Origin of the sequence: Micromonospora sp. C51 (assembly GCF_018070435.1) — a bacterium.
In the GTDB taxonomy this organism is placed as follows: Bacteria; Actinomycetota; Actinomycetes; order Mycobacteriales; family Micromonosporaceae; genus Micromonospora; species Micromonospora sediminimaris.
This window is the reverse complement of record NZ_JAGPXQ010000044.1, coordinates 1-19,822: the sequence shown is the minus strand read 5'-3', so window position 1 is coordinate 19,822 and position 19,822 is coordinate 1. Positions and strand designations below refer to the sequence as shown.

The 19,822-nt window shown below is 71.6% G+C and carries 14 protein-coding genes; 5 read left to right on the top strand and 9 right to left on the bottom strand.

The window, feature by feature from the left end:
• Positions 1–5 precede the first annotated feature (5 nt).
• From KBX50_RS27805 to KBX50_RS27765, 9 genes are all read right to left on the bottom strand, one after another.
• Positions 6–941, bottom strand: coding sequence for a sugar phosphate isomerase/epimerase (locus KBX50_RS27805; RefSeq protein WP_210940746.1), 936 nt, complete (start codon positions 939–941; stop codon positions 6–8).
• Positions 938–1,915 (bottom strand): SCO3242 family prenyltransferase, encoded by a 978-nt coding sequence (locus KBX50_RS27800; RefSeq protein ID WP_210940745.1) that lies wholly within the window; start codon positions 1,913–1,915, stop codon positions 938–940. The genes KBX50_RS27805 and KBX50_RS27800 overlap by 4 nt, the downstream gene beginning before the upstream one ends.
• Entirely contained in the window at positions 1,899–3,059 is a 1,161-nt protein-coding gene (locus KBX50_RS27795; protein ID WP_210940744.1) for an inositol-3-phosphate synthase, read from the bottom strand. Before KBX50_RS27795 ends, KBX50_RS27800 begins: the two co-directional genes overlap by 17 nt.
• 501 nt (positions 3,060–3,560) lie before the next feature.
• Positions 3,561–4,736 carry a Gfo/Idh/MocA family protein gene (locus KBX50_RS27790; RefSeq protein WP_374224744.1) on the bottom strand — a complete coding sequence of 392 codons (1,176 nt, stop codon included), beginning with the start codon at positions 4,734–4,736 and terminating at the stop codon, positions 3,561–3,563.
• Positions 4,737–4,790: 54 nt separating this feature from the next.
• Positions 4,791–5,843: a substrate-binding domain-containing protein gene (locus KBX50_RS27785; RefSeq protein ID WP_210940741.1), complete on the bottom strand. Its 1,053-nt coding sequence runs from the start codon at positions 5,841–5,843 to the stop codon at positions 4,791–4,793.
• 90 nt (positions 5,844–5,933) lie between these two features.
• Positions 5,934–7,049, bottom strand: coding sequence for an ABC transporter permease (locus KBX50_RS27780; protein ID WP_210940740.1), 1,116 nt, complete (start codon positions 7,047–7,049; stop codon positions 5,934–5,936).
• Positions 7,046–8,626, bottom strand: coding sequence for a sugar ABC transporter ATP-binding protein (locus KBX50_RS27775; protein WP_247674561.1), 1,581 nt, complete (start codon positions 8,624–8,626; stop codon positions 7,046–7,048). The genes KBX50_RS27780 and KBX50_RS27775 overlap by 4 nt, the downstream gene beginning before the upstream one ends.
• Complete coding sequence (locus KBX50_RS27770; protein ID WP_093401396.1) at positions 8,623–9,801, bottom strand: ROK family transcriptional regulator; 1,179 nt, start codon at positions 9,799–9,801, stop codon at positions 8,623–8,625. The genes KBX50_RS27775 and KBX50_RS27770 overlap by 4 nt, the downstream gene beginning before the upstream one ends.
• A 990-nt stretch (positions 9,802–10,791) precedes the next feature.
• Positions 10,792–11,931 (bottom strand): YihY/virulence factor BrkB family protein, encoded by a 1,140-nt coding sequence (locus tag KBX50_RS27765; RefSeq protein WP_210940737.1) that lies wholly within the window; start codon positions 11,929–11,931, stop codon positions 10,792–10,794.
• Between the two features lie 716 nt (positions 11,932–12,647).
• On the opposite strand from KBX50_RS27765, the gene KBX50_RS27760 reads away from it, so the two are divergent.
• The 5 genes from KBX50_RS27760 (at position 12,648) to KBX50_RS27740 (ending at position 19,642) form a co-directional block, all read left to right on the top strand.
• A complete protein-coding gene (locus KBX50_RS27760; protein WP_307871095.1) occupies positions 12,648–14,735 on the top strand; it encodes a TRAP transporter fused permease subunit in 2,088 nt (695 codons plus the stop codon).
• Positions 14,736–14,752: 17 nt separating this feature from the next.
• A complete protein-coding gene (locus KBX50_RS27755) occupies positions 14,753–15,772 on the top strand; it encodes a TAXI family TRAP transporter solute-binding subunit (protein WP_210940735.1) in 1,020 nt (339 codons plus the stop codon).
• Positions 15,773–15,836: 64 nt separating this feature from the next.
• Positions 15,837–18,254 (top strand): nitrate- and nitrite sensing domain-containing protein, encoded by a 2,418-nt coding sequence (locus KBX50_RS27750; RefSeq protein ID WP_210940734.1) that lies wholly within the window; start codon positions 15,837–15,839, stop codon positions 18,252–18,254.
• Positions 18,255–18,677 carry a roadblock/LC7 domain-containing protein gene (locus KBX50_RS27745; protein WP_210940733.1) on the top strand — a complete coding sequence of 141 codons (423 nt, stop codon included), beginning with the start codon at positions 18,255–18,257 and terminating at the stop codon, positions 18,675–18,677.
• A complete protein-coding gene (locus KBX50_RS27740) occupies positions 18,674–19,642 on the top strand; it encodes a TAXI family TRAP transporter solute-binding subunit (protein ID WP_210940732.1) in 969 nt (322 codons plus the stop codon). Before KBX50_RS27745 ends, KBX50_RS27740 begins: the two co-directional genes overlap by 4 nt.
• Positions 19,643–19,822 lie beyond the last annotated feature (180 nt).

Genomic DNA, 19,822 nt, shown 5'->3' with positions numbered 1-19,822 from the left:
CTGCTTCACTCCACGCGTCGGTCGTTGTCCGGATAGCGGACGCCTCGCGGTGCGCCGGTTGAAGCAGAGCAAAGGGAGGGCCGCGCGACGGCGCTGCGCAGGAAGTCCAGCGAGCGGGCGGCGACGACGGGAGCGGCGTGCGAGTGCCGGGGCAACTCGACCGCCACCAGGCCCCGGTAGCCGCTCTCGCGCAGCGCGGTCAGCACCGGCGGAAAGTCGATCTCGCCGGCACCGAACTCCAGGTGTTCGTGCACACCCCGCCGCATGTCGTCGATCTGCACGTTGACCAGGTGTGCGGCGACGTCCCGGACACAGTCGGGCACCGGCTGCGGCTCCAGGCAACGGCAGTGTCCGATGTCCAGGGTGATGCCGAGGCGGGCCGGCGAGCCGAGGGCCGCGTGCAGGCGGCGCCAGTCGGCGATGTCCGCCACCAGCATGCCCGGTTCCGGTTCGAATCCCAGCGTCACCCCGACGGCCTCGGCCGCCTCGATCACGGTGGCGCAGCCGGCGACCAGGCGGTCCCAGGCCACCGCCGGGGTGACCGTGCCCGGTCGGACACCGGCCCAGAACGAGACCGCCTCGGCGCCGAGATCCGCGCCGATCGCCACCGCCCGGCGCAGGAACTCGATCCGGAGCGCGGGGTCGTCGTGCAGCAACGTCGGGGCGTGCTTGTGCCAGGGGTCCAACAGGAACCGCGCGCCGGTCTCGATCACCAGGCCGAGGCCGAGGTCGGCCAGCCGACGGGCGACGGCGTCGACGCGCCCCGCCAGTCCGGGCGCGAACGGGTCGAGGTGGTCGTGGTCCAGGGTGAGGGCGACACCGGCGTAGCCGAGATCGGCGATGACCGCGAGCGCGTCGTCGAGGCGGTGGTTGGCGAAGCCGTTGGTCCCGTACCCGAACCGCAGTTCGTCGGCGGCCGTGGCGGTGCCGGCGGCCGTCATGTCGGTGAGACCTTCCGGGCCAGCCGCCGGCCCAACGGCGCGGCCGCCGCCACCGCCAGTCCGAGCAGACCGGACCCGGCGCGGGCGGTCAGCGCCCCCTGCAACGCGGGCAGGCCGGTGATCCCGGCGCCCACCGCCGAGCGAACCCGCGCGGCGGTGGGGCGGGCCGCCACCCGCGCCTGCGCGGTGCCGTAGCGAGCGGTGTACCAGGCGGCGAGGACGGCCGGCAGCGCCACCGCCGCCGCATCGAGGGCCCGCCGACCGTTTCCGACGTCGCCGGTTGGTTGACCGTCGGTGCGGACGACAGGGGCGCGCCGGCCGGACTCCGCCGGGCGACCGCTCCGGAAGATGCTGGCGGTGAGCCGGCGTCCGGGCGGGAGCGCGGCGCTCGCCGCGACCACGGCGGTGCCGGCGAGGGTACGCAGCGGCAGGGCGCGGTCGGTGCCGCTGACCTCCCGGCGGGACAGCGCGGTGACGGTCCAGGTGTGCGCGGCGACGGTGACCGCCGCCGGCAACGCCCGCGCCGTCCGGCCTCCGGCGGCACCGAGCAGCACGTCCAGCCCTCGGCAGGTGGCCATCATGGCGGGGCCGGCGGCGGTGTTCTTGGCCGCCAGGTCGTACCCCCAGACGGCGGCGGCGAGCGGCAACGCGACGGCGGTGGCCCGCCGTCCGCCGGCCGCGGCGGCAAGCCCGACACCGGCGACGGTCAGCCCGGTGGCCAGGCCGACCGCGAGGCCGGGGCTGACCCGGCCGCTCGGTATCGGCCGCTCGGGGCGTTCCACGGCGTCCAACTCGCGGTCGGCCCAGTCGTTGGCGGCCATGCCGGCCCAGTACAGCAGCACCGACGCGGCGGCGAGGGCGGGGGTACGCGGACCGAGGCTGCCGGCCGCGGCGGCACCGGCGACCACGTCCCCGGGTACGGAGAGCGCGGCCGGGGCGCGGACCAGCTCGGCCAGGTCAGCCACGCGCGGCATCGGTGTCTCCGGCGTCCAGGCTGCCCGCGAACGCGCACAGCCGGGTCCACTGGTCGGCCAGCGAGTGGGTCGCGGTGCCCAGCGGATCCTTGAAGAAGAAGGCCAGATCGGTAAGCGGCCCGGTGCGGCCGGCGGCGTGCGCGGCGGCGGTGAGCCGGGCCAGGTCGAGCACGAGTGGGGCGGCCAGCGCCGAGTCGCAGCCGTGCCAGGTGAACTCCAGCCGCATCCCGGTGCCGAGGAACCCGGCGAAGGTGATCAGATCCCAGGCGGTCTTGAAGTCACCGAGTTCCTCGACGTACCCGATCCGGGTGTCGCCCTGCGGCAGGTAGCCGAGCGTCTCGCCGAGCACCCGTTGCTTGCTGCGTACCTTCGCGGCGTTGGCGTCGGGATCGGCCAGGGTGGCGCCGTCACCGCCGCCGAGCAGGTTGAGCCCGGACCAGGACCGGACGGTGAGGTGGCGCATCGCGAACATCGGGGCGAGCACCGACTTGAGCAGTGTCTCCCCGGTCTTGCCGTCGTGGCCGGCGTACGGCACGCCGTGGTGGTCGGCCAGCGCGGTCAGCGCCGGCAGCCGCAGACCGGTCGACGGGGTGAAGTCGACGTACGGGCAGTCCGCCGTGACTGCCGCGTACGCGTAGAGCGAGCTGGGGGGCAGCACCTCGTCGGGGCCGGCGAGAGCGGCCCGCAGCGCGTCCGCGTCGGCGTGCCCGGGATGCGGGCGGGGCGCCGGTTCGGTCGCGGCCACGTTGACCACCACCACCCGGGCCAGCTCGTGTCGTTCCCGGAAGGCGGTGAGATCGCGGACGAGCGCGGCGGCCCGGTCGGCCTGGGTCCCGACGGTGGGCGCGGGGCGCAGTTCCCGTTCCACGGCGGCCAGTTCCTCGGGCAGCGCGGCGACCAGGCGGGCCGGCAGTACACCGGCGTCCGCGAGCGCCTCGGCGCGCTTGGCGATCGGCGTAACGACCACGTCGTGGCCACCGAAGACCAGGTCGGCGAAGCCCGGCAGGGCGGGGCTGGTGACCCCGGGCAGTTCGGTGACGCAGCCGGTCGGCCCGGTCAGCCCGGCACGCAGCGCGAGCGCCCCGACGATGCTGGTGGTCGCGACCGAGCCACGCGCTCCCACCAGCCAGACACCTGTACGCATAGCGCTCCTTCCGGTGTCCAGAAACCGACAAGCATCGATTGCATCTTGATATCAGGAAAAAGTTGAAAAAGATACGGGTTAGGCCGATGCGCCCCGTCCGCCGCCCGCCCCGGTGGGTACTCGCCGGCCGGCGCCGAGGTCGGCGGCGACGACGTCGAGCCGGCGTACCGGGTGGGTCGGTCGGACGGGGCTGGCAGGCAGGGGCAGTCGGCGTCTCGCCCCTGCCTCCCCCGCATCCGGCCCGGCCGGGACGACGGTGTCCCGATCGGACGACTCGTCGGACACGGTCCGCCTGGCGGCGGGAGTCTCCAGGTGGATGGTCAGCGACTGGTAGGTGGGCGGCGGCCCTCCGGTGCCGCCGGGGAATCCCGGTCCGGCCGCACCGGAGGAACCGCATTGCTCGTGCCGCCGGTCACCCGGGGGCACGACCTCCGGACCCGACCCGTACCGGCCACGGGGCGCAACCGTGGCCGGCCCTCGCCGGTCGGCTCCGGAGGTGGTTCAGGCGGCGGCCGTCGCCATCGACGGCTCCACCGCGGCCCAGGAGGAGCCCAGCTCGGCCGAGCGGGTCACCGCGTCCAGCACCAGTTGCACCTGCAACGCCTCGGCGAACGAGGGCGACGGGTCGACGCCGGTCGCCACCGCCTCGATGAAGTCGCGCATCTGGTGGGTGAAGGAGTGCTCGTACCCGATGATGTGGCCCGGCGGCCACCAGGCCGACAGGTACGGGTGCTCGGCCTCGGTCACCAGGATCCGGTTGAAGCCCTGCTCGGCGGCGGGCCGGGTGGCGTCGTGGAACTCCAGTTCGTTGAGGCGTTCCAGGTCGAAGGCGACGCTGCCCAGCGAACCGTTGATCTCCACACGGAGGGCGTTCTTGCGCCCGGTGGCGAACCGCGTCGCCTCGTACGTGGCCAGTGCCCCGCCGTTCAGACGGGCCACGAAGATCGCCGCGTCGTCGACGGTGACCGGGCCGGTGGCGGCGCCGGCCCCGTCGGCCTGCGCCGCCAACCCGCTCGACTCGGCCGACAACGGCCGCTCCTTGACGAAGGTCTCGGTCACCGCGCTGACCCCGCTGATCCGCTGTCCGGTGACGTACTGGGTCAGGTCGATGATGTGCGCACCGATGTCACCCAGCGCGCCGGAGCCCGACACCTCCTTGCGGAGCCGCCAGACCAGGGGGAACTGCGGGTCCACGATCCAGTCCTGCAGGTAGGTGGCCCGGACGTGCCGGATCTCGCCGAGCCGCCCGTCGGCGATGAGCTGACGCATCAGCGCCACCGCGGGCACCCGCCGATAGTTGAAGCCGCACATCGACCGCGCCCCGCCGGCCTGGGCGGTGGCCGCCGCAGCGGCCATCTCCCGGGCCTCGGCGACCGTGTTGGCCAACGGCTTCTCGCACAGCACGTGCTTGCCCGCGGCCAGCGCGGCCAACGCGATCTCGGCGTGGCTGTCACCCGGTGTGCAGATGTCGACCACGTCGATGTCCGGGCGGTTCACCAGTTCCCGCCAGTCCGTGGTGTGCTCGTCCCAGCCGAGCCGGTCGGCGGCGTCGGCCACCTTCCCGGCGTCCCGGCCGCAGATGAGTGCCATCCGGGCCCGCGCCGGCAGGTCGTACACCCGGTTCACGGTGCGCCACGCCTGCGAGTGCGCGGCCCCCATGAACGCGTAGCCGACCATGCCGACCCGCAGTTCGTTGTTTGTCGTGGACAAGGTGGGTCTCCCCCCGTTGTGTCAGAACCCGAGCTTGAGGTAGTTGCTCGCGTTCTCCTTGGTGATCGTTTCCGAGGCGAGGACAATCTCCTTCGGAACCTGAAGTTCCACCAGGTCGGACATGCCCCTGCCCTGGCCGATGAGGCGGGCCAGCGAGATCGCCGAGGACGCCATCGACGGGCTGTAGGTCACCGTGGCCTTGAGCACCGTGTTGTCGGCCAGAATGTCCTCCATCGCCTTCTTCGAGCCGGCGCCACCGACCATGAAGAACTCGTTGCGGTTGGCCTGGCTGAACGCGGCCAGCACACCGATGCCCTGGTCGTCGTCGTGGTTCCAGATCGCGTCGATCTTCGGCTCGGCCTGGAGCAGCTGGCTCGCCTCCTGCTGTCCGGAGTCCGCGGTGAACCGCGCCGCCCGGCGATTTTTCACCTTCAGGCCGTGCTGGGCCAGGGTGTCGTTGAAGCCCTGGGTACGCTCCTGGGTCAGCTCCAGCTCGTCCATGCCGGCGATCTCGGCGATCACCGGGTTGCTCACGCCCTTGGCCTTGAGCTGCTCGACGATGAAGGTGGCCGCCGAGACGCCCATGCCGTAGTTGTCGCCCTTGATCTGCAGGCGGTACGCCTTGGCGTCGGGGAAGGCCCGGTCCAGGTTGACCACCGGGATGCCGGCCGCCATCGCCTCCAGCCCGAACGAGTTGAGCTCCTTGCCGTCGTGCGGCAGCAGCACGATCACGTCGGGCTTCTGCGAGATCAGCGTGGACAGCGCGGCTCGTTGGGCCGCCGCGTCCGCGCCCGCCTCGACCGTCTTGAACTCCACGTCGGAGTACGCGGCGGCCTGCGACTTGGCGTTGTTGGTGATCGCGGCGATCCAGCCGTGGTCGGCGGCCGGCGCGGAGAAGCCGATGGTCACCTGCTTGCCGGGCTCGGCGTTGGCGTTGCCGTCGGCCGCCTTGGTCTGCGCCTCGGTCGGCGACTGCTCGTTGCTGGTGCAACCGGCGAGCAGTACGCCGGCGCCGACGGCCGCCCCGCCGAAGAGCAGCCGGCGCCGCGACATGTCGCGACTGTGCTGGGTCATGACGACCTCCTGATTATTCAGTGGTGGGGATTTTGGGTGTACGAAGCCTGGCCACCGTCGTTTGTTCGGGTGGCCCGGATGCAGTGGTGCTCAGCTCGTGGTGAGCCGGTTACGACGGAAGAACTGGGAAAGACTGCCGAACTGGATCTGCTGGATCAGGACGGCGGCGACGATGATGCCGCCCTTGACCATGTTCTGCGCCTCGGTGGAGAGGCCGTTGATGGCGAAGAGGTTGGTGATGGTGGCGAAGATGATCACACCGAGCAGGGAGCCGACGATGGTGCCCCGCCCGCCGCTGAGCAGCGTGCCTCCGATGATCACGGCGGCGATCGCGTCCAGCTCGTAGAGGTTCGCCATCGCCGCCTGGGCCGAGGTGGCCTGCGCGGTGAGCATGATGGCGGCGATGCCGCAGCACAGGCCGGACAGCACGTACAGCAGCAGGGTGTGCAGCCGGACGTTGATGCCGGCCAGTCGGGCGGCCTCCGGGTTACCGCCGACGGCGACCGTGCGCCGCCCGAAGGTGGTGCGGTTCAGCAGCACCCAGCCCGCGGCCACCACGGCGGCCAGGATGTAGACCAGCAACGGAATGCCGAGTAGATCAGTGCTGGCGATGCCGTTGATGGTGTTGTTCTCCGAGATCTGGGTCTGCTTCTGGGAGATCTCGGCGGCCAGTCCCCGGGCGGCGACCAACATGGCCAAGGTCGCGATGAACGGCACCAGCCGCCCGTACGCGATGAGCGTCCCGTTGACCAGGCCGACCGCCATCCCGACGACGATCGCGGTGAAGATCATTCCGCCGGCGCCGAAGCTCTGGGTCGCCACCGTGGTGCACCAGACCCCGGCCAGCGCAACGATCGCGCCGACCGAGAGGTCGATGCCACCACCGATGATCACGAAGGTCATCCCGACGGTGACCACGCCAACCACCGAGGCGAGCTTCAGGATGCTGAGCATGTTCGCCCAGACCCAGTCCGGGTTGGAGTACAGGTCCCAGCGGGTGGCAGCACCGATCACGAAGAGTGCCAGCAGCACCCCGATCAGGGCGAGATTCCGCTTGGCGCCCTCACCCCCGTCGCCGTGCCACCAGGAGAGCCGACCCGCGCCGGCCGGCGCGGCCGCGGCACGCTCCCCGACCTGTTCGGTCTCGGCCGGGTCCACCGGGGGTGACTGCGCCGGCAGCTCAGTCGTGGGCGGACTATCGGTCATGCCGCTGCGCCTTCCATCAGGGACCCCGCCATCACGAGGTCGAGCACGGTGGGTTCGTCGAGTTCGTCGGCGGGGGCGGTCCGGACAACCCGCCCTTCGCGCATCACCAGCACCCGGTCGGCCAGGCCGAGCACCTCGGGCACCTCGCTGGAGACCAGCAGCACCCCGACCCCCTGAGCCGCGAGCTGCCGAATCACCTGGTACAGCTCGGCCCGGGCGCCGACGTCCACGCCTCGGGTGGGCTCGTCGAGCAGCAGCAACTTCGTGTCGCCGAGCAACCAGCGACCGACCACCACCTTCTGCTGGTTGCCGCCGGAGAGCGTGCGTACCGCCCGGCGGACGTCACGCGGGCGCATCTCCAGGCTCTCGGCGATCCGGTCGGCCTCCGCCCGTTCCCGGCCCACGTCGGTGAAGCCGAAGCGGGCATAGCGGTCGAAGGTGGCGAGGGTGACGTTGCGGTAGATCGGCTCGCCGAGCAGCAACGCCTGGCTCTTGCGCTCCTCGGGGGCCATGCCCATGCCGGCCTTCACCGCCGCGCCGACGCTGCCCGGCCGCAGTGCCCGGCCGGCCATCCGCACCGAACCGGCTCCGGCCGCCCGGGCACCGTAGATCGTCTCCAGCAGTTCGGAGCGGCCGGAGCCGACCAGGCCCGCGATGCCGACGATCTCTCCGGCCCGGACGGACAGCGACACGTCGGCGAACTCGCCGTTGCGGGTCAGCCCGTCGACCTGGAGCAGCTCGTCGCCGATCACGGTGTCGGCGACGCGGTCCGGGAAGACGTACTCGATGGTCCGGCCGGTCATCCGGGAAACCAGGTCGCTGGTCGGGGTCTCGCGGGCCGGCAGGTTCGCCGCCGTGGTCCGGCCGTCCTTGAGTACGGTCACCCGGTCACCGATCTCGCGGATCTCCTCCAACCGGTGCGAGATGTAGATGACCGCGATGCCCTGCGCGGTGAGTTCGCGGATGATCCGGAAGAGGTTCTCCACCTCGTCGTGGGCGAGCACGGCACTCGGCTCGTCCATGATGATCAGCCGGGCCTCGTGGGACAGCGCCCGGGCCATGCTGACCACCTGCTTGCCGGCCGCCGGCAGTGCCCGCACCATCCGGCCCGGTGAGATCTCGGCGTGACCGAGCCGGCCGAGGATCTGGCGGGTCCGGCTGGCCATGTGGCCCCGACGGATGAACCCGAGCCGACGGGGCTCGTGCCCCAGGAAGGCGTTCTCCGCCACCGACAGGTCGTCGACCAGGTCGAGTTCCTGGTAGATGGTGGCGATCCCGGCGCGCATCGCGGCCTGCGGGTTGGCGAAGGCGACCCGGTCGCCGCGCCACTCGATGTGCCCCGAGTCCGGCCGGTGCACCCCGGCGAGCACCTTGATCAAGGTGGACTTGCCCGCACCGTTCTGCCCGAGCAGGCAGTGCACCTCGCCCGCGCGGACCTCCAGTTGCACGCCGTCCAGGGCGCGTACGCCCGGGAAGGTCTTGACCACGTCGGTCAGGCGCAGCACCACCTCGCCCGCGTCGGTGGTCGCCGGGGCCGGCGGCACGCCGGTCCCGCTCGCGATGTCGTGCCCGGTCATGCCGCCTCCCCGAACGCCAGGTCGCTGGCGAGCACCGCGGCGCCGGCCACGCCGGCGCGCGGGCCGAGCTCGGAGAGCACCACCGGCAGGTTCCCGGTGGCCAGCGGCAGCGAGCGGCGGTACACGACACTGCGGATCTCGGCGAGCAGGATGTGCCCGAGTTGGGCGAGTCCGCCGCCGATCACGATCATCGAGGGGTTGGTGAAGCTGACCAGCCCGGCGAGCACGCCGCCGACCCGCCGTCCTCCCTCCCGGATGAGCTGGATGCAGGTCACGTCCCCTTCGAGCGCCCCGGCGGCGACGTCGAGAGCGGTGACCGAGCCGTTGGCCTCCAGTCGTTCGGCCAGGGCGGGTGAGGTGCCGGCCCGGGCGGCGGCGGTGGCGTCCTTGGCGAGGGCCGCCCCGCTGAAGAGTGCCTCCAGGCAGCCGGCGTTGCCGCAGGAACAGATCGACCCCTGCGGGTCGACCTGGATGTGGCCGATGTCGCCGGCGCATCCGTCGGTACCCCGGTAGACGTCGCCGCTGAGGTAGATCCCGCAGCCGATGCCGGTGCCGATCTTGACGAAGAGAAAGTCGTCGACCGAGTGGGCCACGCCGCCGTGCCGCTCGCCGATGGCCATGATGTTCACGTCGTTGTCGACCACCGCCGGGCAGCCGTGCTCGCGGGTGAGCAGTTCACGGACGGGGAAGCGGTCCCAGCCGGGCATGATCGGCGGCGAGACCGGCACTCCGTCGCGGAAGCTGACCGGGCCGGGCACCCCGATGCCGACCGCGTCGAGTCGCTCGTAGACTCCGTCGACCCGGGCCTTGTGCAGCAGCTCGTTGACGCGCTGGAGGATCGCCTTCGGGCCGGACCGGATGTCGGCCGCCTCCGCGTACGCCGCCACCGGCTCCAGCCGGCCGTTGACGACCTCGACGTCGATCGAGCTGGCGCCCAGGTCGACGGCGGCGAAGCGCAGCTCGGGGCTCAGTTCGACAAGCGTCGACCGACGCCCGCCCCGGGAGGCCGCCTTGCCCGCCTCCGCCACATAGCCGAGGGCGACCAGCCGCTCCAGTTCGGCGAGCAACCGGGGCCGGGGCATCTCCAGGCGGTCGGCGAGTTCGGCCCGCGACAGCGCTCCCTCGTCGCGTAACAACCGCAACAACCGGACGTGCAGGGGGTCGGCGTTGGGCACGGGCTCACCTCTCCCACCGGGGTGTTTCACATCGACGAAATGCCGACGTGTGGTGCCCGACACAGTAGGAGGCTTCAGTGCGCCCTGTCCAGACCTTAGAACCAATCTGTGCCCAACTTTTGCAGGATCCAGCAAAAGCTACCCGCGGGTCGACACCATGCCCGAGCCGCGGGCCGACACCCCCCGCCGCAGCCATTCCATCGATCCCCATCGAGCTATCCGATGCCTGACGACAGCGCCGAATGACATCCGTCCGGGCGACGACATTCCGTAGATCCGTCCGACCTTCCGGCAGCATCAGTAAGAGCGCTGGTCGATGTCGTCGCGTCACACCGATTGACACCGAAGGTAGCTCCCTGGCAAGACACGGAGGAAATACGGATGGCGCGCTCGTTGATGATGCGTGCCCTCCTCCGGTCCGGACACCACGCAGGAAAATCCATGAGGAATGGCCATCGGGCGACAGCCGTAGCGTTATAGGCCACGCCGCTGGTCGCGCCAGCCGCCCGAGCCGAGGCGACGTCGTCGACCACTGCGGGCAGCACGCCGGCAGCCGACCGCAGCACAGCTTCCAGTGAGCACTCTGAGCTGGGGCGATCCTCGACGAGCGAGATCGTTACGCCGCTCGGCAACCGCGCCGCCGGGGTCTTTGCCGCGAGGTGAAGGACCGGCTCGGCAGGTGGTCGAAAATCTCCGGGAACTGGCCTTCAAGCACAAAGGAGATGGTGCTCCCGGCCGGGCAGGGCGCCGCTTCCGATTCAGCCACCACTACGATTTTTCGAGACACCGACGGGGGTTCCGGGGCCGAGCGGCTACATCTATTACCACACCATTGGCAGCACCTGTCGTCCCGGCTGACACCGGGTCAGGGACTACCCGGAAAGCACGCTCCGGGCCCGGTGTCTCGTCTCGGACTGCGGCTGACAATCAATCGCAGGACGCCGTGGCATCGTTGCCGCGCCCCGGCGCTTCCGGGGCGGGGCAACGGCCTCAGCCGGCACGCTCGCCACCACCCTTCGAGCGCAGCTTGCGATCGTCGCGCAACTCGACGTAGGGCTCCCGATCGACCGGCCGGAGGCCGCCGCTGATCGCCCGCGCCCGCGCCAGCTCGGCATCGAGTTCCGCACCGAACAGGATCGCGATGTTGCTCAACCAGAGCCAGACCAGGAAGATGATCACCCCGGCCAGCGCCCCGTAGGTCTTGTTGTACGAACCGAAGTTGCCCACGTAGAAGGCGAACAGGCCGGAGACCAGCAGCCAGATCAGCACCGCCAGCACCCCACCGGGGCTCACCCAGCGGAAGCCGCCCTGGCGCGCGTTCGGCGACGCCCAGTAGAGGATGGCGAACATCAGGCTGACCAGGAGCAGCAGCACCGGCCACTTGGCGATGTCCCACACCGCCACGGCCGTGCTCCCCACCCCCAGCGCCGCGCCGACCTCCTCGGCGAAGCGTCCGGTGAAGACCACGATCACCGCACTGGCCAACAGCAGCACACCGACCAGCGCGGTCACCCCCACCCGGATCGGCAGGGTCTTCCAGATCGGGCGTCCCTCCGGCACGTCGTAGATGGCGTTGGAGGCGCGCATGAAGGCGGCGACGTAACCGGAGGCGGACCAGAAGGCGGCGAGCAGACCGATGATCGCGGCGATACCGGCCAACCCGCCGTTCTGCTGGGCCTGCTCGATCGCGGCGTCGAGGATCAGGCGGATGTTCTCCTCGGGCACCGACTCCGCGACGGTGTCGCGTACCGTCCGGGTGGCCGCCGGGCCCAGCAGGCCCAGCAGCGACACCAGCACCAGCAGGCCCGGGAAGATGGAGAGCACGCCGTAGTAGGTGAGTGCCGCGGCCCAGTCGGTCAGGCTGTCGTCGCCGAACTCGCGCACCGTCCGGCGCACCGCCGCCATCCACTCGCCCCGCGACAACCGGCCCGGATGTGCCGGCGGGTCACCTGCCTCATGCCCTACCGGCACCTGGTCGCGGTCGGCACCCGACTCGTCCCGCCCCTCGCGGTCGCGGTCGTCCGGCCGCTCCGCGCGGGCGCGGTCGCCACCCGACTCGTCCCGCCCCTCGGGGGCGGGGTCGGGCCCCGGGTCACGCCGGTCTGGACGGGAAGACTCCTCGGAGGCCATCGCCTCTCCCCTCGGCTCCGCTCGCGGTGATCGTTGAGGAGACATGCCCAGCGACCGACGTGAAGTAACCCCACCGGGCAGCCGCTCGCTCGGTTGACCCCGAAGCCCTCGGGCCGGGGTGTGAGACGGTCGGCGCGGTTCCGGTTCCGCGCAGACCCGGGAAATGCGCCGACGCCGCTTCCCATCCACGGGCCCAGACGAATGCGATCACTGCGGGAATGGTCGTGCCTCGCCCGCCGGGATCGGCCCACCGGCCGGCGATGCGCTCCGGGAGCAGCCACGTCGATCTTCCGAAGGACGTCGACCAGGCGACAACCCAGCCGGTTCGGAGCGACACCTACCGTAATCTCATACACGGAGAGTAATCATTCGACTAGATTTTCTTGTCGACCAATCCGCCCCCAAGATGCCCGCTAACCCGATAAAACGGACAGCTGTCGTTGCCCTCTCCGGCGACCAGCCCTACCTCCATCGGCACGTCCGGGCCAATCATGAACGCTATTCTTAATTATTGTCGCGATGCATGACTTGAAAGAATGTAAAGTCACTCAGCGAAGCGATGTGCGACTATGTCCCCCAACGTGGAGTCAATTCGCGTATCGTCCCCCCTCGTGTCGGCTATCCGATTCACCGAAGATTCCGGACCTGAGCGTCGCGGCGGACACAGCCGAGTCGCGGAGGCGGAAGCACCCGCCGTCGGGCCCGATCCGGTCCAGATCGATCCGACCGACATCGCCGGGCGGTTCGAGGACGAGAAGCCGGGTCGGGTGCTGACCGGACCAATCGCTCTCGCACTGACCGCGGCCACCCTGGCGATCAGCCTGCTGGCGCTCTGGCAGGTGTTCCGGCCGATGGCCCAGGGCAGCAAGTACTACCTGATCTTCTTCCTCGCCGGCGTACTCCCGTTGGTCTTCCTCGCCTACCCGGCCGACCTGCGGCTGCCTCGCCGCCTGCGGGAGCTGTTCGCAGGTCGAGCCTCGTCGGCGCCCCACGCGACCGGGTATGGCGGATCCAGGTCGACCGGGTCCGGCGGGTCCGGGCCCAGCCGGGTCGACTGGTTGCTGGCCGCCGCGGCGCTGGCCGGCTGCCTGTACCCGGTGCTGCCGATCGCCCTGGCCGGCGGTGGCGGCGGCTACGACGCCTTCCTCGACCGGCAGGGGCTGCTGGTCGGGATGGACGTGGCGATGGGCACCGTCCTGCTGCTCCTGCTGCTGGAGGGCTGCCGACGCACCACCGGCTGGATCCTGCCCGCCGTCTGTCTGGTCTTCCTCGGCTACGGCTACTACGGGGGGCTGCTGCCACAGACCTGGGCGGTGGCGCACGCCGGGCTGGACTTCGGGCAACTGGTCGACGCCTTCTACAACTCCGACAGCGGCTTCTACGGCACCCCGCTGGACGTGGCCGCCACGTACATCGTGCTGTTCACCATCTACGGGGCGGTACTCGATCTCTCCGGCGCCGGCCGGTTCTTCGTGAACCTGTCCGCCGCGGCGTTCCGGCGCTCGCGCACCGCCGCCGGTCGTACGGCGGTGGCCTCCGGGTTCCTGCTCGGCACCGTCTCCGGCTCCGGCGCGGCAACCACCGTCAGCATCGGCGCGGTCACCTGGCCGATCCTGCGCCGTGCCGGGTACCCGGCGGAACGGGCCGGCGGGATGCTCGCCGCAGCCGGCGTCGGTGCCATCCTGTCCCCGCCGACGCTCGGCGCGGCAGCCTTCATCATCGCCGAGTACCTCGGCGTGTCCTACCTCCAGGTACTCGGCTGGGCGGTGGTGCCGACCATCCTCTACTACCTCGGCATCGTGCTCTCGGTGGAGATCGACGCGCGCCGCTCCGGGGTGCGGCCGGCAGCCCTCGCAGCCGGTTCCGCCTGGCGGCTGCTGGCCCGGTCCGGGTATCACTTCGCCTCCCTGTTCGCCATCGTCGGGCTGCTCGCCGTCGGGCTGTCGGCGACCCGTGCCGTGGTGCTGGCCACCGTCCTCGCGATCGTCCTGTCCTTCCTGGACCGCAGTCACCGGCTCACCCCGGCCCGACTGGTCGCGGCGCTCTCCAACGGCGTACGCGGAGTCCTCGCCGTCACCGTCGTCTGCGCGGCGGCCGGCGTCATCACCGCCACCACCACCAAGACCGGGCTCGGTCCGCAGGCCGCCGCGCTCCTGGTCGGTGCCGCGAGCGCGGTCAGCTCCGAACCGGCCGTGGTGCTCGCGCTGACCGCGCTGCTCGCCGCCGTCGCGCTCAGCCTGCTCGGCCTGGCCGTCCCGGTGACCGCGTCGTTCGTGATCGGCTGGGTGATCATCGGGCCGGCGCTGCTGGAACTCGGGGTCAGCGCTCCCGCCGCCGCCATGTTCGTCTTCTACTTCGCGGTGCTGTCCGAGGTGTCGCCGCCGACCGCACTCGCCGCCGTCGCCGCCGCCGCGGTCACCGGTGGACGCCTGGTGCCGACCATGTGGCACACCCTGCGGTACGCGCTGCCGGCGTACCTGATTCCGCTGGCATTCGTGATCACCCCGACCGGGCTCGGCCTGCTCGGCATCGGCGGCCCCCGGCGCATCCTCATCGCGGCCGTCGTCACGGCCCTCGGTGTCGCGGTGCTGGCCGTCGCGGCCGGCGGCTGGCTGCCCGGCGTCGGCGCGGCGGGCGCGCCGGAACGCGTCATCGGCGGGGCCGCCGGACTGACGCTGCTCTGGCTGCAACCCGTGCCCGTCGCGATCGGTGCCGTGCTGGCCGGCGTCATGGCGGTGGGCGTGTTCATACGACGCGGATCCGCCGGCCCCTCCGGCGGAACGCGAGCCGGATCACCGGCATGACCCAGGAAGGAGACACTGTGGGACGGATCAACGCGCGGCTCGTCGCCGGGGTGGGAGTCCTCACCCTCGTCGCCGCCGGCGCCGCCGGTTGCGGAGGCCGCCAGGACGCCGCGGCCACGGACGACACCGCGAGCGCCGTCACCTGTGAGGTGGCCGAGAACACCCGGGTGGGCATCGCCACCGGTAACGCCACGGGCGTCTACTACGTGGTCGGCAACGCCCTGGCCGGGCAGCTCGCTGACAGCACCGGCGGCCGGTTGACCGGCACCGCAGCCGAGACCGGAGCATCGGTCCAGAACATCGAACAGCTCGTCGGTGGCCAGTACGACGTGGCCTTCTCGCTGTTCGACACGGCCGTCAACGCGGTGGAGGGCAAGGACAGCTTCAGCGCACCGCAGCCGGTCGAGGCGCTGGCCCGGATCTACGACAACTACACCCAGGTGGTGGTCCGGGCCGACTCGGGGATCAACTCGGTGGCCGACATGCGCGGCAAGAAGATCTCGACGGGCTCCCCCAAGTCCGGCACCGAGGTCATCGCGAACCGGCTGCTGGAGGCCGCCGGCCTGAACCCGGCCACGGACGTCCAGGCGCAGCGGCTCGACCTCACCAAGACCGTGGAGGGCGTCAAGGACGGCACCGTCGACGGGTTCTTCTGGTCCGGCGGACTGCCCACCGGCGGCCTCACCGACCTGTTCACCACCGCCGGTGACAAGGTCAAATTCATCGACGTCACGCCGTTGCTGCCTAAGATGAGCGAACTGAACCCCGCGTACCAGGCCGGCACGATCGGCAAGGACGTGTACTCCACAGTGGCGGACACCCCGACCATCGTGGTCCCGAACGTGCTGCTCGTCCGCAAGGACCTCGACGCCAACGTGGCCTGCGCCATCACTCGGACCGTGTTCGAGAAGAAGGACGCGCTGGCCCAGGCCAATCCCGCTGCCAAGGGCATCGCCCTGGACACCGCCCGCAAGACCGACCCGGTCGGTCTGCACCGGGGCGCGGCCAAGGCGTTGCAGGACCTCGGCGCGAGCTGACCGACGGCGGCCGGGCCGGGCGCCTGAAACCCCGGCCCGGCCGCCCCGACCTCGGGAGACCCCCGTGCCGCTGTCCTCGCTGGCCCGCGTACGCCGGCACAACCGTCCGTCCGGCCACACCGGCCGACTCCGGTCGGTGCGTACCCAACTGCTCGCACCGATCCTGATCGCCACCGCCGGCCTGCTCGTGCTGGGGGCCATCCAGACCGGTGACGCCCTGGCCGCCTCCACCGACGCGGAGCGGGCCCGGGTGCTGGCCGGTACCGCCACCGCCACCGTCTCGCTGGTACACGAGCTGGAACGGGAACTCGGCGAGACGGCGGCGCTCCGCCAGCGCGGCGGTACCTCCGGCCGTCAGTTGGTCGACGCCCAGCGGCGCCGGGTCGACGAGGCCAGCGAGCGCTACCGGACCGCCAGCTCCGACGCCCGCCGCACCGCGCCGGACCTCGGCCACGACCTCGACGGGGTGACCGAACACCTCGACCAGCTCGACGAGGCCCGGATCGCCGCGCTCACCACCGACAACGCCGACGGGCTCTACGTGGCGCTGGTCGAGTCGCTGCTCGCCGTCGCCGACGCGCTGCCCGCCCAGCTACGCGACCCCGAGCTGGCCAACCGCGCCCGTGAGGTGGCCGCCGTCGCGGCCCAGGAACACCTGGCGTCGCTGGAACGTGACCTGCTACGGGCGATCTTCGTGCGAGGTGAGCTGGTCGAGGGCGAACTCGCCCGGCTGGGCCGGCTGCGCGGCGCGCAGGAGCAGCGGCAGGCCGAGTTCTCCCGGATCGCCGGGGAACGCGCCACCGACGCGTACACCCGTCTGATCGCCGGCGGCGACGTCTCCACCGCCCGGCGGATGCGCGACAGCGCACTGAACGCCGACGCCGAGCCGGCCGCGCTGCCCGCCGACGGGGACGCCTGGTATGTCGCCCAGAGCGGTGCCATCCGCCGGTTCAACCTGCTCGGCCGGGAACTCTCCGACGAGCTGGACCAGCGCGCCGCCGAGTTGGCCACGGACGCCCGACAACGGGCGTTGGTCACCGGCGGATCCAGCGCCGGCCTGGCGCTGGTCTCGCTGGCCAGCGCCGCGCTGCTGGCGGTACGCACCAGCCGCCGGCTGCGCCGGCTGCGGGTGGCGGCGCTGACCATGGCACATCGGGAGCTGCCCGAGCGGATCACCGCCATCGCGGCCGGCGGCAGCGGCCCGACGGAGGGCACCGCCTCGCAGCTCACCGCGGGAATCAGCCGTGGACGTGACGAGATCGCCCAGGTGGCCGAGGCGTTCGACACCGTCAACCGGGCCGCGCTGCGGCTCGCCGGTGCGCAGGCTGAACTGCGGATGGACGTGACCCGGATGGTCGAGGCGCTGGCCCGCCGGATCCGTACGCTGATCACCCGGCAGCTGCGGCTGCTCGACGAGTTCGAGCAGGAGGAGACGGATCCGGACGCGTTGGCCCGGCTCTTCGCCCTCGACCATCTCGCCGCCCGGATGCGGCGCAACGGAGAGAACCTGCTGGTCCTGGCCGGCGGCGAGCCCGGGCGCTCGCAGGACGGCCCGCATCTGGTGGCCGACGTCGTCCGCGGCGCCGCCTCCGAGATCGAGGAGTACGCCCGGGTCGAGATCGACGTGCCCACCGCCGGTGTGCACGGTTCGGCGGTCGGCAACCTGGTGCACCTGCTGGCCGAGCTGTTGGAGAACGCCACCTCGTACTCGCCGCCGCACACTCCCGTGCATGTGGACGGTCGACGTACCGTCGACGGGCTGACGCTGCGCGTACACGACCAGGGCATCGGCATCGGCGAGAACCGGCTGGCCGAAATCAACGAGCGGCTGCGCGCCCCGGCCGCGTTGTCCAGCGCCGCGGCCGGCAGCATGGGCCTGCACGTGGTGGCCCACCTGGCCGCCCGGCACGGCATCCAGGTGCGGCTGCACAGCGCCGGTGCCGGAACGGTCGCCCAGGTGGACGTGCCGGAGTCGCTGCTGACCCGGATGGAGCAGCTCACCGGCCGTCCGAACGCCGTCGGCCGGCCGGCGCCCCCGGCCGCCGGCGCCTGGTTCCGGCACCGGGGCGCTCCGGCGGTGGTCGGTGCCGCAGCAGACCGGTACGACGTGCACCGCGCCCCCACGATGACGCTGCCGGTGGTGGGCAACGGCGCAGCGGCCTGGTCACCCGAACAGCCCGGTCAACCGCACTACCGACCGCCCACACAGCCCGTCGGCGTCGCGCCGAACGGGCCGCCCGCGTCGGCCAACGGTGCGTCGACCTGGCGACCCGGCACCGCCCGCCCCGAGGAAGCCACCGCGGCCGGCCTGCCCCGGCGGGTACGCGGCGGCGGACTTCAGTCCGAACTGCACGACGTGCCGCCGCCGCAGGTCGCGCCGGACCTGCTCGACCCCGAGGTGGTACGGGCCCGGCTGTCCGCCCTCTCCGCCGGGGTGGCCCACGCGATGCGACGTAACCAGCAGACGAACGGGAGACCCTAGATGACGCCCAACGGCAGCCCCGGCCTCGACTGGCTCCTGGCGAACTTCGCCGAGCAGGTACCGGACGTGTCGCACGCCCTCGCCGTCTCCGGGGACGGGCTGCGGCTGGCGGCCTCGCCGCACCTCTCGACCGACCAGGCGGACCAGCTCGCCGCCGTGATCAGCGGCCTGGCCAGCCTGACCGTCGGCGCTGCCCGGCTGATGTCCGCCGGTCGGGTCCGACAGCAGATCGTGGACATGGACGGCGGCGTGCTGCTGGTGATGGCGGTCGGTGACCGCGCTCTGCTCGGCGTACTGGCCGCCGCCGGCTGCGACCTGGGTCAGATCGGTTACGAGACGGCGACGCTGGTCCAGCGGGTCGCCGAGGCGCTCGAACCGGCGGCCCGCAACTGGGCGGACCACCCCGGCGGAGTGCCGGCATGAGTCGGGGGCGGCGATTGGTGGCGGCGCTGCTGGCGGTCGCGCTGGTCAGCGCCTGCAGTGCCGAGCGCACCCCGGAGGCTCGGCCGTGGCACGACGGGCGCATCTTCCTCGCCACCGGCAACACCACCGGGGTCTACTACCAGCTCGGCGGCGGCTACGCCGATGTGATCAGCCGCCACCTGCCCGGCTACGAGGCTCGGGCGGAACCGACCGGGGCCTCCGTCGAGAACATCACCCGGCTGGTCGACGGCGACATGGAGATCGCTTTCAGCCTCGCCGACACGGCGGCTGACGCCACCGCCGGCCGTGGCGCCTTCGACGGTCGCCCGCAGCCGGTTCGGGCGCTGGCCCGGGTCTACAGCAACTACACCCACGTGATCGTCCGCGCCGACGCGCAGATCGCGGACCTCGCGGGACTGCGCGGTAGACGGGTCTCCACCGGCTCACCGAAGTCCGGCACCGATGTCATCGCCGGTCGGCTGCTCACCGCCGCCGGACTGGACCCGGAGCGGGACGTACGCCGAGCCCGGGTCTCGCTTCCGGAGACGGTGGCCCGGATGCGCAGCGGCACGCTCGACGCGATGTTCTTCTCCGGCGGGCTACCCACTCCGGGCATCGCCGACCTGCTCACCAACGCACCCGACCGGTTCCGGCTGCTGCCGGTCGCCGACCTGATCGAGCCGCTGAGCGCCACGCACGGCTCGGTCTACACCACCGCCGAGCTGCCCCGCGACGCCTACGACACCCCCTCGGGCACCCCCACCGTGACAGTCCCCAACGTGATCCTGGTCAGCGCGGAAATGCCCGACGACCTGGCGTACGACCTGACCCGTCTGCTCTTCACGTATCAGGCCGACCTGGCCGTCGCCCACCCCGAAGCCCGCAACTTCGACCGTGAGTCGGCCGCCACCACCGACCCCATCCCCCTGCACCCCGGCGCCGCCCGCTACTACCAGGGCGCCTGACCGCACTCACTGCGAGCCTTTCGCGAGATCTTGGACAGTTTTCGTTTCTCGCGAACTATTCAGTCCCATGACATCTGTCAGTGATGAAGTCCCGATACATGTGTCAGTTGGTAGGGATCTTGGGCGGGCTGGTACATGGTGCCTGGCATGGCTTCTCGGCGGCATGTCTTGAACCTGCTC

Coding starts and splice junctions, on each gene's coding strand:
- KBX50_RS27785 (WP_210940741.1), bottom strand. CDS start 5,843: ATGACCCAGCACAGTCGCGACATGTCGCGGCGCCGGCTGCTCTTCGGC.
- KBX50_RS27780 (WP_210940740.1), bottom strand. CDS start 7,049: ATGACCGATAGTCCGCCCACGACTGAGCTGCCGGCGCAGTCACCCCCG.
- KBX50_RS27745 (WP_210940733.1), top strand. CDS start 18,255: ATGACGCCCAACGGCAGCCCCGGCCTCGACTGGCTCCTGGCGAACTTC.
- KBX50_RS27775 (WP_247674561.1), bottom strand. CDS start 8,626: ATGACCGGGCACGACATCGCGAGCGGGACCGGCGTGCCGCCGGCCCCG.
- KBX50_RS27740 (WP_210940732.1), top strand. CDS start 18,674: ATGAGTCGGGGGCGGCGATTGGTGGCGGCGCTGCTGGCGGTCGCGCTG.
- KBX50_RS27765 (WP_210940737.1), bottom strand. CDS start 11,931: ATGGCCTCCGAGGAGTCTTCCCGTCCAGACCGGCGTGACCCGGGGCCC.
- KBX50_RS27800 (WP_210940745.1), bottom strand. CDS start 1,915: ATGCCGCGCGTGGCTGACCTGGCCGAGCTGGTCCGCGCCCCGGCCGCG.
- KBX50_RS27790 (WP_374224744.1), bottom strand. CDS start 4,736: ATGGTCGGCTACGCGTTCATGGGGGCCGCGCACTCGCAGGCGTGGCGC.
- KBX50_RS27795 (WP_210940744.1), bottom strand. CDS start 3,059: ATGCGTACAGGTGTCTGGCTGGTGGGAGCGCGTGGCTCGGTCGCGACC.
- KBX50_RS27805 (WP_210940746.1), bottom strand. CDS start 941: ATGACGGCCGCCGGCACCGCCACGGCCGCCGACGAACTGCGGTTCGGG.